Annotated in this window: 12 protein-coding genes; 7 read left to right on the top strand and 5 right to left on the bottom strand. The window is 51.9% G+C overall.

Going from position 1 to position 15,347, the window contains the following annotated elements:
• Positions 1-28: 28 nt before the first annotated feature.
• Both CSE01S_RS11180 and CSE01S_RS11175 read left to right on the top strand, forming a co-directional pair.
• The gene (locus tag CSE01S_RS11180; RefSeq protein ID WP_042288159.1) at positions 29-1,177 is read left to right on the top strand and encodes an MFS transporter; all 1,149 of its coding nucleotides are present in this window, start codon (positions 29-31) and stop codon (positions 1,175-1,177) included.
• A gap of 209 nt (positions 1,178-1,386) precedes the next feature.
• On the top strand, positions 1,387-2,808 hold the full coding sequence (locus tag CSE01S_RS11175) for an APC family permease (protein WP_042288157.1): 1,422 nt from the start codon (positions 1,387-1,389) through the stop codon (positions 2,806-2,808).
• 45 nt (positions 2,809-2,853) lie between these two features.
• Here the strand turns inward: CSE01S_RS11175 and CSE01S_RS11170 are convergent, their stop codons facing one another.
• The 5 genes from CSE01S_RS11170 to ycaO all read right to left on the bottom strand — a co-directional run bounded on the left by CSE01S_RS11170 (position 2,854) and on the right by ycaO (position 10,003).
• Positions 2,854-3,645 carry a PA3715 family protein gene (locus tag CSE01S_RS11170; protein WP_042288155.1) on the bottom strand — a complete coding sequence of 264 codons (792 nt, stop codon included), beginning with the start codon at positions 3,643-3,645 and terminating at the stop codon, positions 2,854-2,856.
• A 63-nt stretch (positions 3,646-3,708) separates the two neighbouring features.
• Positions 3,709-4,449 carry a pyruvate formate lyase 1-activating protein gene (gene pflA, locus CSE01S_RS11165; protein WP_042288154.1) on the bottom strand — a complete coding sequence of 247 codons (741 nt, stop codon included), beginning with the start codon at positions 4,447-4,449 and terminating at the stop codon, positions 3,709-3,711.
• 190 nt (positions 4,450-4,639) lie between these two features.
• Positions 4,640-6,922: a formate C-acetyltransferase gene (pflB, locus tag CSE01S_RS11160; protein ID WP_042288152.1), complete on the bottom strand. Its 2,283-nt coding sequence runs from the start codon at positions 6,920-6,922 to the stop codon at positions 4,640-4,642.
• A 57-nt stretch (positions 6,923-6,979) separates the two neighbouring features.
• Positions 6,980-7,837 (bottom strand): formate transporter FocA, encoded by an 858-nt coding sequence (gene focA, locus CSE01S_RS11155; protein ID WP_042288150.1) that lies wholly within the window; start codon positions 7,835-7,837, stop codon positions 6,980-6,982.
• 405 nt (positions 7,838-8,242) lie between these two features.
• Complete coding sequence (ycaO, locus tag CSE01S_RS11150; protein ID WP_042288225.1) at positions 8,243-10,003, bottom strand: 30S ribosomal protein S12 methylthiotransferase accessory factor YcaO; 1,761 nt, start codon at positions 10,001-10,003, stop codon at positions 8,243-8,245.
• 136 nt (positions 10,004-10,139) lie between these two features.
• Here ycaO and CSE01S_RS11145 point away from each other — a divergent pair, with 136 nt between their 5' ends.
• From CSE01S_RS11145 to cmk, 5 genes are all read left to right on the top strand, one after another.
• Positions 10,140-10,832 (top strand): DUF421 domain-containing protein, encoded by a 693-nt coding sequence (locus tag CSE01S_RS11145; RefSeq protein WP_042288148.1) that lies wholly within the window; start codon positions 10,140-10,142, stop codon positions 10,830-10,832.
• Between the two features lie 199 nt (positions 10,833-11,031).
• The gene (gene serC, locus CSE01S_RS11140; protein ID WP_042288146.1) at positions 11,032-12,120 is read left to right on the top strand and encodes a 3-phosphoserine/phosphohydroxythreonine transaminase; all 1,089 of its coding nucleotides are present in this window, start codon (positions 11,032-11,034) and stop codon (positions 12,118-12,120) included.
• A gap of 71 nt (positions 12,121-12,191) precedes the next feature.
• On the top strand, positions 12,192-13,475 hold the full coding sequence (gene aroA / locus CSE01S_RS11135) for a 3-phosphoshikimate 1-carboxyvinyltransferase (protein WP_042288144.1): 1,284 nt from the start codon (positions 12,192-12,194) through the stop codon (positions 13,473-13,475).
• A 141-nt stretch (positions 13,476-13,616) separates the two neighbouring features.
• Positions 13,617-14,378, top strand: coding sequence for a metalloprotease LoiP (loiP, locus tag CSE01S_RS11130; protein WP_042288141.1), 762 nt, complete (start codon positions 13,617-13,619; stop codon positions 14,376-14,378).
• 172 nt (positions 14,379-14,550) lie between these two features.
• Positions 14,551-15,234 carry a (d)CMP kinase gene (gene cmk, locus CSE01S_RS11125; RefSeq protein WP_042288138.1) on the top strand — a complete coding sequence of 228 codons (684 nt, stop codon included), beginning with the start codon at positions 14,551-14,553 and terminating at the stop codon, positions 15,232-15,234.
• The last annotated feature ends 113 nt before the right edge of the window (positions 15,235-15,347 follow it).

Below are 15,347 nucleotides of genomic sequence, written 5' to 3'. Positions count from 1 at the left end.
AATTTGAACTTCCTCACGGTTTATACTCATGTCCACCTATACCCGGCCCGTCATGCTTTTGCTGTCTGGCCTGCTTTTGTTGACCCTGGCGATCGCGGTGCTGAACACGCTCGTCCCGCTCTGGCTCGCTCAGGAAAACCTGCCGACCTGGCAGGTGGGCATTATCAGTTCGTCTTATTTCACCGGGAATCTGGTGGGTACGTTACTGACGGGCTATTTAATTAAACATCTCGGGTTTAACCGTAGCTATTACCTTGCTTCGCTGATTTTTGCCGCTGGCTGTGTGGGGCTTGGGGTAATGGTCGGATTCTGGAGCTGGCTGGCCTGGCGCTTCGTGGCGGGCGTGGGCTGCGCCATGATCTGGGTGGTAGTGGAAAGTGCGCTGATGTGCAGCGGCACCTCACGCAATCGTGGTCGCCTGCTGGCGGCTTATATGATGGTTTACTACGTGGGGACATTCCTCGGTCAGCTGTTGGTCAGCAAAGTGTCCACGGAGCTGATGAATGTGTTGCCGTGGGTAACGGGTATGGTACTGGCGGCGATTTTACCGCTGCTCTTCACGCGTATTCTGAATCAACGGTCGGAAGAACACAGCGCCACACCTGTGACGTCGATGCTCAGGCTGCGTCAGGCGCGTCTGGGGGTGAACGGTTGTATTATCTCCGGAATTGTTCTCGGCTCCCTGTACGGTCTGATGCCGCTGTATTTGAATCACCAGGGGATAAGCAACGCCAGCATCGGTTTCTGGATGGCGGTGCTGGTTAGCGCCGGGATCCTGGGACAGTGGCCGATCGGACGTCTGGCCGATAAGTTTGGTCGCCTGTTGGTTCTGCGCGTTCAGGTCTTCGTGGTGATCCTCGGCAGTATCGCGATGCTCAGCCAGGCCGCGATGGCCCCCGCGTTGTTTATTCTGGGGGCGGCAGGTTTTACCCTCTATCCGGTGGCGATGGCATGGGCATGTGAAAAAGTGGAACAGCATCAGCTTGTGGCGATGAACCAGGCATTGCTGTTGAGCTACACCGTGGGCAGCCTGTTAGGGCCCTCCTTCACCGCGATGTTAATGCAGAATTATTCCGATAATCTGCTGTTTATTATGATTGCCAGCGTCTCGTTTATTTATTTACTGATGCTGCTGCGTAATGCCGGGCACACGCCCGATCCGATTGCTCACGTTTAAACCAGCGCAAACGCTATGCCTTATTTTTGCATAGCGTTTGCGTATATATGACGGGAAATAATTAATATACTGATCATATCTTCCGACTGTTGCAAAATAAACTGTGCAGACGGTTAGAGTTTTTTACTCTGCCAATATCGCTTTCCTCTTTTCCCGCGCATAATCCTTCGCCTAATTTTTGTATAAAAGCTTTCACGAAGGATTGTGTTATGGCAGGTGAACGGGAAAAACAGTTGCGCTGGTACAACATTGCGCTGATGTCATTTATCACCGTCTGGGGTTTTGGCAACGTAGTGAATAACTATGCCAACCAGGGGCTGGTGGTGGTTTTTTCATGGGTGTTTATTTTTGCCCTCTATTTTATTCCTTATGCCCTTATCGTCGGCCAGCTTGGCTCCACCTTTAAAGATGGTAAGGGCGGCGTCAGCACGTGGATAAAACAGACTATGGGGCCGGGACTGGCCTATCTTGCCGCCTGGACTTACTGGGTGGTGCATATCCCTTATCTGGCGCAAAAACCACAGGCGATTTTAATCGCGCTGGGGTGGGCGCTAAATGGCGATGGTTCGTTAATTAAAGAGTATTCAGTCGTGGCGCTGCAGGGCCTCACACTGGTGCTTTTTGTCTTCTTCATGTGGGTGGCGTCACGGGGGATGAAATCGCTGAAGTTTGTCGGTTCGGTGGCGGGTATCGCCATGTTCGTCATGTCCATACTCTATGTGGTGATGGCGGTGACGGCCCCGGCTATTACCCACGTAGAGATCGCGACGACCAACATCACCTGGCAAACGTTTATTCCGCATTTTGATTTCACCTACATTACGACCATTTCCATGCTGGTTTTTGCCGTCGGCGGGGCGGAAAAGATTTCGCCATATGTGAATCAGACGCGTAATCCGGGACGGGAATTTCCCAAAGGAATGCTGTTTCTGGCGGTAATGGTGGCCGTTTGCGCTATTCTCGGCTCGCTGGCGATGGGAATGATGTTTGACTCAGGAAATATTCCCGACGATCTGATGACCAATGGTCAATATTACGCCTTCCAGAAGTTAGGCGAATATTACCATCTGGGCAATGCGCTGATGATTATTTACGCTATCGCCAATACGTTAGGTCAGATTGCGGCGCTGGTTTTCTCTATCGATGCGCCATTGAAAGTGCTGCTTGGGGATGCAGACAGTAAATATATTCCGCAGCGTTTATGCGGCACGAACGCATCCGGAACGCCGGTAAACGGTTATATACTGACGCTTGTGCTGGTGGCGATTTTGATTATGTTGCCCACGCTTGGTATTGGCGATATGAATAATCTTTATAAATGGCTGCTGAACCTGAATTCCGTGGTGATGCCGTTGCGTTATCTGTGGGTATTTGTCGCCTTTATTGCCGTGATTCGTCTGGCGCAGAAATATCAGCCGGAGTATGTGTTTATCCGTAACCGCCCGCTGGCGCTGACGGTTGGCATCTGGTGTTTCGGCTTTACCGCCTTTGCCTGCCTAACCGGCATCTTCCCCAAAATAGAAGCTTTTACCCCTGAATGGACCTTCCAGCTGACGCTGAATATCGTGACGCCGTTTGTGCTGGTCGGGCTGGGCCTGATATTCCCTCTGCTGGCGCGCAGCAAGGCATAACCGGTCACCGGGAACGGATACTGCGCCATTTATGCCTTAAGACGGTTACTCAAGCGGAGTCAGGCTTTTCGGGACGACGTACTGGTTGCCGTCATAGTGTAAGGTCCAGCTGGCTTTTCCCGGTTTATCCTTTGCGGTGCATTCACCGTTGGCGTCAATATAAGCCGTGGATGCCACGCTTTTTTCGCTGACGCGTATATCGGCATAACCCTTGTGGGAAGAGGCGCCTATGGCAAGGGTGCGTTTTATATCATTAAACTCGCCTGCGCACATTCCGTCCCATTCGCCGCTGTTATCTTCCAGAATGATTCCTGGAAGCAGAGTACGCAGCTGATTATTTTCGATCACGTACAGGGAGAGAGCATCCTCGCGAAAAGGGTTAACGCGCGAGCTACCGTCACGAACGATATGCAGGCCAAACGCGATTTGATCGGGAGCGACTTTCCAGCGTGCGGTATCAAGGGTGAGTCTGGTGATGCGAAAGGCATCATCACTCATACGGTTGGGCAGATGCAATCGCTGCCTCACCGCCAGCGTCGCGGAATCCAGCACCAAGAGTTCCAGATCGCCGGTGTGGTCGTAATCCGTTTGTTCATCCGACATCAGCGGAACGGCGGCCAGCGTCAGCTCCGGCCTGGCGGGCCAGACGCGGCAGATAGCGCGCTGCGGCGAGGCGTCATCGAAAGTAATGATCTGCCTGTCGCGGGTGGTGAAACCATCCGTTGTTGGCGTGGCATCCGGCCAGGCGTGCTGAACGATAGTGCTGATATTGCAGACATCGGCGGCATACGCGCACTGCGCTGAGAAGAGAAGAATTCCTGATAGTAATAAGCGCATAGAGCATCCATTCCCTGTTTATGGCAGATAACAAAACGGCTGCTCATGTGCAGCCGTTCTTAATTAATACATCACTTTATGACCGTACTGCTCCAGAATGCCTTTCACGCGTTCCATGGTCTCTTTTTTCGGCGGTTTTACGCCGTCCAGTTTGTACTCTTCACCCATCGCCACCCATTTGTGCTTGCCTAACTCATGATAGGGCAGCAGCTCGATTTTCTCGACGTTACCCATATCGCGGGTAAACTCGCCCAGGCGATGCGCGGAGTCGTCGTCGTCGGACCAGCCTGGCACCACAACGTAGCGGATCCAGACCTTAACCTCTTTTTTCGCCAGATACCGGGCAAACTCCAGCGTGCGGTGGTTTGATACGCCCACCAGGTTCTGGTGGATTTCGTCGTTCATCTGCTTAAGGTCGAGCATCACCAGATCGGTCACTTCCAGCAGTTCATCAATAACCGGATCGTAACGGCGGACAAAGCCGTTGGTGTCCAGGCAGGTATGAATGCCTTCTTTTTTACAGGCGCGGAACCAGTCGCGAACAAATTCCGCCTGCAGGATCGCTTCGCCGCCAGATGCCGTTACGCCGCCGCCAGAAGCATTCATAAAGTGGCGATAGGTCACCACCTCTTTCATCAGTTCTTCAACGGTAACTTCTTTACCGCCGTGGGTATCCCACGTATCGCGGTTATGGCAATACAGGCAGCGCATCAGGCAGCCCTGGAAGAAGGTAATAAAGCGAATGCCCGGGCCGTCAACGGTACCACAGGATTCAAAGGAGTGAATGCGACCAATAACTGACATTGCGGTGTTTCTCCAGATGTGGCCCATCCGGGGCCGTGTTGGCGCACAGCTCATGGGCTGTGTCGAGTCTGTTTTGGCAGATACCCAAAGTATAGATAGCTGACAAACCAGGCTGTGAGGCGGGCTATTTGCTAAAAAGGCCCCACTTACGTGGAGCCTTTATTCTACGCTTTTTCAGTCAGACAGGGAATTACATGGTCTGAGTGAAAGTACGGGTGATAACGTCCTGCTGCTGTTCTTTCGTCAGGGAGTTAAAACGTACTGCGTAACCTGATACACGAATGGTCAGCTGCGGATATTTTTCCGGATGTTCCATCGCGTCGAGCAGCATTTCACGGTTCATGACGTTCACGTTCAGGTGCTGACCACCTTCGATGGACGCTTCGTGATGGAAGTAACCATCCATCAGACCCGCCAGGTTAGTCTTACGAACTTCGTCATCTTTACCCAGTGCGTTCGGTACGATAGAGAAGGTGTAAGAGATACCATCTTTCGCGTAAGCAAACGGCAGTTTAGCCACGGAGGTCAGAGAGGCAACCGCACCTTTCTGGTCACGACCGTGCATCGGGTTAGCACCTGGTCCGAACGGCGCGCCAGCACGACGACCGTCTGGGGTGTTACCGGTTTTCTTACCATACACAACGTTAGAGGTGATGGTCAGCACAGACTGAGTCGGGATAGCGTTACGGTAGGTAGTGAGTTTCTGAATTTTCTTCATGAAACGTTCTACCAGGTCAACCGCCATGTCATCAACGCGAGCGTCGTTGTTACCAAACTGCGGGTATTCGCCTTCGATTTCGAAGTCGATAGCCAGACCGTCTTCGTCACGAATCGGTTTCACTTTCGCATATTTGATAGCAGACAGGGAGTCAGCCGCAACGGACAGACCTGCGATACCGCATGCCATGGTGCGAACCACGTCACGGTCGTGCAGCGCCATCAGAGAGGCTTCGTAGCTGTACTTGTCGTGCATGTAGTGGATAACGTTCAGCGCGGTGACATACTGCTTAGCCAGCCAGTCCATGAAGTGATCCATACGGTCCATCACTTCGTCAAAGTTCAGAACATCGCCTTTGATCGGTTCAGATTTCGGACCCACCTGCATTTTCAGTTTTTCATCAACGCCGCCGTTGATTGCGTACAGCATGGTTTTCGCCAGGTTTGCACGCGCACCGAAGAACTGCATTTGTTTACCCACAACCATCGGGCTTACGCAGCATGCGATAGCGTAGTCGTCGTTGTTGAAGTCCGGACGCATCAGGTCATCGTTCTCGTACTGCAGAGAAGAGGTGTCGATGGACACTTTAGCGGCGAATTTCTTGAAGTTCAGCGGCAGTTTTTCAGACCACAGAACGGTGATGTTCGGCTCCGGAGAAGGACCCATGGTGTACAGGGTGTTCAGGAAGCGGAAGCTGTTTTTGGTAACCAGAGTACGGCCATCTACGCCCATACCACCGATAGATTCTGTTGCCCAGATCGGGTCGCCAGAGAACAGTTCATCATATTCCGGGGTACGCAGGAAGCGAACCATACGCAGTTTCATGACCAGGTGGTCAATCATTTCCTGAGCGTCTTGCTCGGTGATTTTGCCCGCTTTCAGGTCACGTTCAATGTACGCATCCAGGAAGGTGGAGACACGACCGAAGGACATTGCTGCGCCGTTCTGAGACTTAACGGCAGCCAGGTAGCCGAAGTAGGTCCACTGGATAGCTTCCTGAGCGTTAGTAGCCGGACCAGAGATATCGCAGCCGTATTTCGCCGCCATCTCTTTGATCTGACCCAGCGCGCGGTGCTGTTCAGCGATTTCTTCACGCAGACGAATCGTCGCTTCCAGGTTTACGCCATTCTCCAGGTCAGACTGCAGAGAGGTAAACTGCGCGAATTTATCTTTCATCAGGTAGTCGATACCGTACAGCGCAACGCGACGGTAGTCACCGATGATACGACCACGGCCATATGCGTCTGGCAGACCGGTCAGAACACCGGATTTACGGCAACGCAGGATGTCCGGAGTATAAACGTCGAACACGCCCTGGTTGTGCGTTTTACGGTATTCAGTGAAGATTTTTTTCAGCATCGGGTCCAGCTCGCGATTGTACGCTTTGCAGGAACCTTCAACCATTTTGATACCGCCGAACGGGATGATCGCACGTTTCAGCGGCGCTTCAGTCTGCAGACCAACGATTTTCTCAAGGGCTTTGTTAATGTAGCCAGCGTCGTGAGAAGTGATGGTAGAAGCAACAGAGGTGTCAAAGTCAACAGGCGCGTGAGTGCGGTTTTCCTGTTTAACGCCTTCCATTACGCTGTCCCACAGCGCTGTGGTGGCTTCAGTCGCGCCAGCCAGGAAGGACTCGTCACCCTCATACGGAGTGTAGTTTTTCTGGATGAAGTCACGGACGTTTACTTCATTCTGCCAGTCACCTTTGGTAAAACCTTCCCAGGCTGTGGCTAACTTTTCATTAAGCTCGGACATGTAACACCTACCTTCTTAAGTGGATTTTTTATTTACTGCGCAGTGCGAAAATCAGAATTAATGATGATCGTTGCCGCGCAGATAAATGACCCAGTATGTCAACCCGACCAACAAACCGCCGCCGATAATGTTACCGATCGTAACCGGAATCAGGTTATCAGTGATGAAGTTCATCACGGTCAGGTGAGAAAAACTTTCCGGAGTAGACCCAACAGCGGTCCAGAATTCCGGTGTGGCGAAATCACGGATGACAATACCCATCGGGATCATAAACATGTTTGCGATACTGTGCTCAAAACCGCTGGCAACAAACATGGCGACCGGTAAAACCATGATAAACGCTTTATCCATCAGGCTACGACCTGAATAGCTCATCCATACGGCCAGGCACACCATCAGGTTAGCGAGGATGCCGAGACAGACGGCTTCAATAAAAGTATGGTGCATTTTGTGGTCGGCGGTTTGCAGAACATTGAGTCCCCATTGACCATTGGCGGTCATATACTCGCCGGAAAGCCACATCAATAGCACAAAGAGCAGGCAACCCACCAGGTTACCAAAATAGACATTCAGCCAGTTTTTCGCTAACTGGCCCCAGGTAATACGCCCACTGGCTTTGGCAACAACAATCAAAACGGTGGAGGTAAAGAGGTCAGCGCCGCAAATTACGCAAAGGATCAACCCCAAAGAGAAGCAGATACCGCCAATCAGTTTCGCCATACCAAAGGGCATCGTACCCGTGCCGGTCGTCGCAGTGATATAGAAAACAAAGGCGATGGAGATAAATACACCGGCGGTAATCGCCAGGTAGAAAGTCTTAAGCGGATGTTTCGTTGCTTTATAGACACCTGCTTCCTCGGCCACTTTGGCCATTGCAGCAGGGAGTAAAAGATCAAAAGGGTTGTCAGCTTTCACACTAACTCTCTCTTTATTAAGTCGGCGACGAGATACTAACAAAGCATTATAGATGAGAAATTGATACAGATCATATCTCGCCTGGCTTATAGGCCCGTAAAGCGCATGGTTTTTATGCGATTTAGGTGTAATTTATTGATTATCCTAATAAAAATAAATTTTAAAATTTAGCAAATGAGTTGAATTTTTTCCTTCCTGGGTCTGTTGAGCGGTTAATTAATATGGAGTAATTGCCAAATAAAGTAACAAATAGCGGTTAATAATAGTAATATCAACTACCAATATTTAACCTTGTTATTACATTTATATTTGGCTCTTCAATAATAAGTAAAACGGGGCACGTAAAGCGCCCCGTAATATAGCTCAGACGATAATTAACGCCTACAGTCAGTAAGCCAATTGCCTTTATTTTGACCAGTATGCGGCTTTTGCGCGCTGCAGCTTTTCATACGCTTTCAGCAGAGACTGGTGTGAAGCGAAGGCATGAAGATCGCAATCCACCGGCTGCAGGCTGTAGAAAGCCGCTTCACCGCTCAGCGCCGCGCTTGCCGCTTCTACCGCATCCGCGCCATACATACGCACAAAGGCGTTCAGGTATTGCAGCGGTTCGCGCTCTTCTTCCTGGGAAAGCAGCAGCAACGTTTGCAGACAACGATAATAGTTGGCTCGCGCCGGCGTAAAGACGGACGCGTTGAACTCCATTGTCCATTCGGTCCAGATAAGCGCCTGTTCCAGATCGCCGCCCGCCAAAGCCAGCATCGCTTTCAGCTCGCCAATACGCAGGGTATACCAGCCGTTATCCGGACCCGTCGCCAGGCCCAACAGTTCGCGCACGCGGGTAAAGTCATCAAACCCTTCATCATCTAACTGCTCGATAAGACGGAGATACTCTTCTTTTTCCCAGTTGCTACCCGGAAGCGAAAGCAGAGTATCGCGAAGATGCGTTCCCATGCTGTTATTCGCGAGCCACAGATCCTCGGCAGGATAGATGTCAGACATACCCGGTACGATGATACGGCAGGCGTACACACCAAGATGTTCATAATCGGCGATGTAGACCTCTTTATCTTCGGCGTTGAAGATGGCCATTAACGTTGCGAACTCCTCTTCGGTAGTGCCAGAGAAGTTCCAGTCGACGAACGGGTAGTCGGCATCCTGCTTGAACAGATCCCAGGAGATCAGACCGCTGGAGTCGATAAAGTGGGTTTCCAGATTGGTGTGCTCGGCCACTTCTTCGTCGTCGAAGGTGGGTGGGGTAAACACATCGAGATCTTTCAGTCCACGGCCCTGCAGCAGTTCGGTCACGGTACGTTCCAGCGCGACGCCGAAATCCGGATGGGCGCCAAAAGAGGCAAAACAGGTGCCGTTAGCCGGGTTGAACAGGACAACGCAGATCACCGGAAAGTTGCCGCCCAGCGATCCGTCATAGGCAAAGATCGGGAAACCTTCCGCTTCCAGTGTCGCAATGGATTCCACCACCGACGGATAGCGCGCCAGTACATCGACAGGGATCTCCGGCAGACTGATACTTTCGGCAATGATGCGATTTTTCACATAACGCTCAAAGACTTCCGACAGTCCCTGGACTCGCGCTTCATTACGGGTATTACCGGCGGACATACCGTTAGAGACGTACAAATTGCCGATAATGTTCATCGGAATATAGACGGTCTGGTTATCTGACTGGCGAGTAAAAGGCAGGCCGCACACGCCGCGTTCCTCGTTGCCGGACTGGAGATCGATCAACATACTGCCGGCGAGTTCGTTTTCCGGATCGTAGAAAGCGCGCAGACGCGCGTCGAGCAACCCTTCCGGCACGTCGTCACTGTCGTTCAGCGGGAACCATTTTTCGTTAGGGTAATGCACAAACGGGCCGTTGGCGATGGTATCGCCAAGCCAGAAATCGGCAAAGAAATAGTTCGTCGACAGACGCTCAAAATATTCGCCCAGCGCAGAGGCCAGCGCCGCTTTTTTCGTCGCGCCTTTGCCGTTGGTAAAGCACAGCGCGCACTCTTTGTCGCGGATGTGCACCGACCAGACGTTTGGCACCGGATTCAGCCATGAGGCTTCTTCAATATGGAAACCGAGATCGAGCAATTTTTGCTGGAAGCGAGCGATGGAATCTTCCAGGGCGGCGTCTTTGCCGGGAATAAATGTTTGCGTCATGAAAATCACTTTTGTCGTACGGAAAGCGCGCAATGATACGGGTTTTATCTGACTGACGCTATCGCCGCCACGAACGCGGCGGAAATAAAAGTTTTGACTATGCTTTTATGCAGTAAACCACCATAAGAGCAGAGAAATGAAAGCGTTTGATCTACAACGGATGGCACTGGACAAAGTGCCACTGGAATTTTTGGGCGAGGTTGCGTTACGTAGTCTTTATACCTTTGTACTGGTCTATCTGTTTCTTAAGCTGACGGGACGGCGCGGCGTGCGCCAGATGTCGCTTTTTGAAGTGTTGATTATTTTGACGCTGGGCTCCGCGGCAGGGGACGTCGCTTTTTATGATGATGTCCCAATGCTGCCGGTGCTGGTGGTCTTTATCATAATTGCGCTGCTTTACCGGTTGGCGATGTGGCTGATGGCGCGTAGTGAAAGGATTGGCGATTTACTGGAGGGGAAACCGGTCGTCATCATTGAAGATGGCGAGCTGGCATGGTCCAAACTGAATCATGCCAATATGACGGAGTTTGAGTTCTTTATGGAACTGCGTCTGAATGGCGTAGAGCAACTTGGTCAGGTGCGGCTGGCGATACTGGAAACCAACGGGCAAATCAGCGTCTATTTCTTTGAAGAAGAAAAGATAAAACCCGGTCTGAGCATTTTGCCTAAATATTGCACCGAGCGATTTCATGTCGTTCCCGAAACGGGAGATTACGCCTGCGTGCGTTGCAGCGAAGTCATTACTCTTAACGCTGGCGACAGGCAAGATTGTCCGCGCTGCAAGAATCCAGAATGGTCGAAGGCCAGTCGGGCAAAAAGGGTGCTCTGACAGCAAAAATATCGGTCATTAGCCATCAATCCGACAGATTGTGTTGTGTGAGCGAACACTCATTTTAACCGCGCCGATTATTACCCGTTGCGGCGCGTATCACTGAATGATAAAACCAATATCCACAGGAATAACGTAAACCCACTCTTTGCGCTTCGTCAGAGCGTGGGTGAATAACAATGCAACGTGGTGAGGGGAAATGGCTCAGGTTTTCAATTTTAGTTCAGGCCCGGCAATGTTACCGGCAGACGTGCTCAAACAGGCTCAACAGGAACTGTGCGACTGGAACGGTCTTGGCACCTCCGTCATGGAGGTGAGCCACCGCGGTAAAGAATTTATCCAGGTCGCAGCGGAAGCGGAACAGGATTTTCGCGATCTCCTCAACATCCCTTCCAATTATAAAGTTCTGTTCTGTCACGGCGGCGGACGCGGGCAGTTTGCGGCTATTCCGCTGAATATTTTGGGAAATAAAACCACCGCAGACTACGTGGACGCCGGTTACTGGGCGGCCAGCGCGGTAAAAGAAGCGAAAAAATACTGCACCCCAAACGTGATTGATGCCAAAGTTACCGTGGACGGACTGCGCGCGGTCAGGCCGATGAGCGAATGGCAACTCTCGGATAACGCGGCGTATATGCACTACTGCCCGAACGAAACCATTGACGGCATTGCCATTAATGAAACGCCGAATTTTGCCTCCGATGTGGTCGTGACGGCTGATTTCTCCTCAACGATTCTTTCGGCGCCGTTAGACATTTCCCGCTACGGCGTTATCTATTCAGGCGCGCAGAAAAACATCGGACCTGCCGGGCTGACGATTGTGATCGTTCGCGAAGACCTGTTAGGAAAAGCGCACACCAGCTGCCCGTCGATTCTGGACTACACCGTTCTGAACGATAACGACTCAATGTTTAATACGCCACCAACTTTTGCCTGGTATCTTTCCGGCCTGGTATTTAAATGGCTGAAGGCGAATGGCGGCGTCGACGCGATGCATAAAATCAATCAACAGAAAGCCGAACTGCTGTATGGCGTGATTGATAACAGCGATTTCTACCGCAACGATGTGGCGAAAGCCAACCGTTCCCGCATGAACGTACCGTTCCAACTGGCGGACAGCGCGCTGGACAAACTGTTCCTTGAAGAGTCTTTTGCGGCAGGTCTTCACGCGCTGAAAGGCCACCGTGTGGTGGGGGGAATGCGTGCGTCCATTTATAACGCGATGCCGCTGGAAGGCGTCAAAGCCCTGACCGACTTTATGGTCGATTTCGAACGTCGTCACGGCTAAATAAGTGTGGCGTTTCATCCCCACAGCGTCGTCTGTGGGGTTTTTATTTTTGTTTTTTGAGAGTTGAGTACATGGAATCCCTGACGTTACAACCCATCGCGCGGGTCGATGGCACCATTAATCTGCCTGGCTCTAAGAGCGTGTCTAACCGCGCTTTGCTCCTGGCGGCGTTAGCCCATGGCACCACCGTTCTGACCAACCTGTTAGACAGCGATGATGTGCGCCATATGCTCAATGCGCTGAGCGCGTTGGGGATCAATTACACCCTTTCTGCGGATCGTACCCGTTGCGAAATCACCGGCAACGGTGGTCCGCTACAGGCTACCGGCGCACTGGAGCTGTTTCTGGGCAACGCCGGAACGGCCATGCGTCCGCTTGCCGCAGCGCTTTGCCTCGGTACAAACGACATTGTGCTGACCGGCGAGCCGCGTATGAAAGAGCGACCAATTGGTCATCTGGTTGATGCGCTGCGTCAGGGCGGGGCCTGTATTGACTATCTGGAGCAGGAAAACTATCCGCCGCTTCGTCTGCGCGGTGGCTTTACCGGCGGTCAGGTTGAGGTTGATGGCAGCGTTTCCAGCCAGTTTTTGACCGCACTGTTAATGACGGCCCCTCTGGCGTCGCAGGAAACCATCATCAGCATTAAAGGCGAGCTGGTGTCGAAGCCGTATATCGACATTACGTTAAATCTGATGAAAACCTTCGGCGTGGAAATTGAAAACCATCACTATCAGCGTTTTGTCGTGAAGGGCCGTCAGCAATACCAGTCTCCCGGTGTTTACCTGGTCGAAGGCGATGCTTCATCCGCCTCTTATTTCCTTGCCGCGGGAGCCATTAAAGGCGGGACGGTAAAGGTGACCGGTATTGGCCGCAAAAGTATGCAGGGGGACATTCGCTTCGCGGATGTGCTGGAAAAAATGGGGGCGACACTGACCTGGGGCGATGATTTTATTGCCTGTACTCGCGGTGAGCTAAATGCCGTTGATATGGACATGAACCACATTCCCGATGCGGCAATGACCATTGCGACGGCGGCGCTGTTTGCTAAAGGTACGACCACGCTTCGTAACATCTATAACTGGCGCGTCAAAGAGACTGACCGTCTGTTTGCGATGGCGACCGAGTTGCGTAAAGTAGGGGCGGAAGTGGAAGAGGGGCGCGACTATATTCGCATCACCCCGCCAGCGAAATTACAGTTTGCTGAAATTGGCACCTATAACGATCACCGTATGGCGATGTGTTTTTCGCTGGTGGCGTTATCCGACACGCCGGTGACCATTCTTGATCCGAAATGTACCGCTAAAACCTTCCCGGATTATTTCGAGCAGTTGGCGCGTATTAGCACTCCCGCCTGATTAACTTTCGCGCCAGCCTTTGCGCTGGCGCGCTTGCGTCCGCTTTCGTACTTTATTTACCCTTATCGCTAATGCTACCTTCCTCTCGATTTAACCTCTTGATTTATATCTTTTTATTATAAATATCATTGGAAGATTAGCATGAAAAATAAATCATTGCTGCTGGCGGTGGCGATTTCCGCTACGTTAATGGCTGGCTGTAAAAATGGCGTCAATGGCGATTTGCTCGCCAGTTCCGGCGTCGCTGCTTACAAAGCGGCGACGCTTTCGGATGCGGACGTCAAAGCGCTGTCTGCTGAGTCCTGCAAACAGATGGACAGTGAAAATAAACTGGCGGGTTCTAAGAGCAAATACACGAAGCGGCTAAATAAAATCGCGAAAGCGCTGGGCAATAACATTGACGGCACGCCGGTATCTTACAAGGTATATATGACCCGTGAGATCAACGCATGGGCAATGGCCAACGGCTGTGTTCGCGTCTATTCAGGCCTGATGGATCTGATGACCAATAACGAAATCGAAGGCGTTCTGGGGCATGAGTTAGGCCACGTCTCGTTAGGGCATTCTCGTAAAGCCATGCAAACGGCCTATGCAACGTTGGCGGCCCGTGACGCCCTCTCCGCTACCAGCGGAGTGGCGTCCAAACTGTCGCAATCTCAACTCGGCGACCTGGCCGAAGGGGTAATCAACTCTTCGTTCTCCCGCAGCCAGGAATCGGATGCCGATGATTTCTCCTATGACCTGCTGAAGAAACGCGGCATAAATACCCAGGGACTGGTCACCGCATTCGATAAATTCGCCACCATGGACGCGGGGCATGCGAAATCATTGATGGACTCCCACCCCGCCTCAGCCGATCGCGCTCAGCACATGCGCGACCGTATTGCCGCCGACAAAAAGTAAAACATTGTCATCTTTTGGGCTGGTTATGCGCCAGCCCGCTATAATTGCGCAATTATTCTTCATCTGAATACAGACGATTCGGGTTTTTGCACACAACGTTAACGATTGTGGGCGTTGGCGCGTATAATGCGCGGCGTTTACGTTAACGGTGTGCCTGTTTAAGGAGAGAAAGATGACGGCAATTGCCCCGGTAATTACCATTGATGGCCCAAGTGGTGCAGGAAAGGGCACCTTGTGCAAGGCAATGGCGGAAGCATTGCAATGGCATCTGCTGGACTCTGGTGCTATCTATCGCGTGTTAGCGCTGGCGGCGCTGCATCATCATGTCGATGTCGCCTCTGAAGATGCGCTGGTTCCGTTGGCGACCCATCTTGATGTGCGCTTTGTCTCAACCAACGGAAATCTGGAAGTGATTCTCGAAGGCGAAGATGTGAGCGGTGAAATTCGCACGCAGGAAGTGGCGAACGCTGCGTCACAGGTCGCCGCCTTTCCACGCGTACGTGAAGCGCTGTTGCGTCGTCAACGCGCCTTCCGTGAGTTGCCTGGCCTGATCGCGGACGGACGGGATATGGGGACGGTGGTTTTTCCGGACGCGCCGGTGAAAATCTTCCTTGACGCCTCCTCTGAAGAACGTGCGCATCGCCGTATGCTACAGTTGCAGGAAAAGGGCTTTAGTGTTAACTTTGAACGCCTTTTGGCCGAGATCAAAGAACGCGACGATCGCGACCGAAACCGTGCTGTAGCGCCGTTAGTTCCCGCTGCTGATGCTTTAGTTTTAGATTCAACCCGATTAAGCATTGAGCAAGTGATTGAAAAAGCGCTACAATACGCGCGCCAAAAACTGGCACTCGCTTAAAAGCGACCGAATTTGCAGTACCCCCGTTGCAATGGAATGACAGCGGGTATGTTAAACAACCCCATCCGGCATGGAGTCAGATGGACGTTAAATATGAAACCTGAAGATTAAAC

It is taken from the genome of Citrobacter sedlakii NBRC 105722, from assembly GCF_000759835.1.
GTDB classification, from domain to species: Bacteria; Pseudomonadota; Gammaproteobacteria; order Enterobacterales; family Enterobacteriaceae; genus Citrobacter_A; species Citrobacter_A sedlakii.
This window is presented reverse-complemented; position numbering and strand designations above follow the sequence as displayed.

Coding starts and splice junctions, on each gene's coding strand:
- CSE01S_RS11145 (WP_042288148.1), top strand. CDS start 10,140: ATGAAAGCGTTTGATCTACAACGGATGGCACTGGACAAAGTGCCACTG.
- ycaO (WP_042288225.1), bottom strand. CDS start 10,003: ATGACGCAAACATTTATTCCCGGCAAAGACGCCGCCCTGGAAGATTCC.
- cmk (WP_042288138.1), top strand. CDS start 14,551: ATGACGGCAATTGCCCCGGTAATTACCATTGATGGCCCAAGTGGTGCA.
- CSE01S_RS11170 (WP_042288155.1), bottom strand. CDS start 3,645: ATGCGCTTATTACTATCAGGAATTCTTCTCTTCTCAGCGCAGTGCGCG.
- loiP (WP_042288141.1), top strand. CDS start 13,617: ATGAAAAATAAATCATTGCTGCTGGCGGTGGCGATTTCCGCTACGTTA.
- CSE01S_RS11180 (WP_042288159.1), top strand. CDS start 29: ATGTCCACCTATACCCGGCCCGTCATGCTTTTGCTGTCTGGCCTGCTT.
- pflA (WP_042288154.1), bottom strand. CDS start 4,449: ATGTCAGTTATTGGTCGCATTCACTCCTTTGAATCCTGTGGTACCGTT.
- CSE01S_RS11175 (WP_042288157.1), top strand. CDS start 1,387: ATGGCAGGTGAACGGGAAAAACAGTTGCGCTGGTACAACATTGCGCTG.
- aroA (WP_042288144.1), top strand. CDS start 12,192: ATGGAATCCCTGACGTTACAACCCATCGCGCGGGTCGATGGCACCATT.
- pflB (WP_042288152.1), bottom strand. CDS start 6,922: ATGTCCGAGCTTAATGAAAAGTTAGCCACAGCCTGGGAAGGTTTTACC.
- serC (WP_042288146.1), top strand. CDS start 11,032: ATGGCTCAGGTTTTCAATTTTAGTTCAGGCCCGGCAATGTTACCGGCA.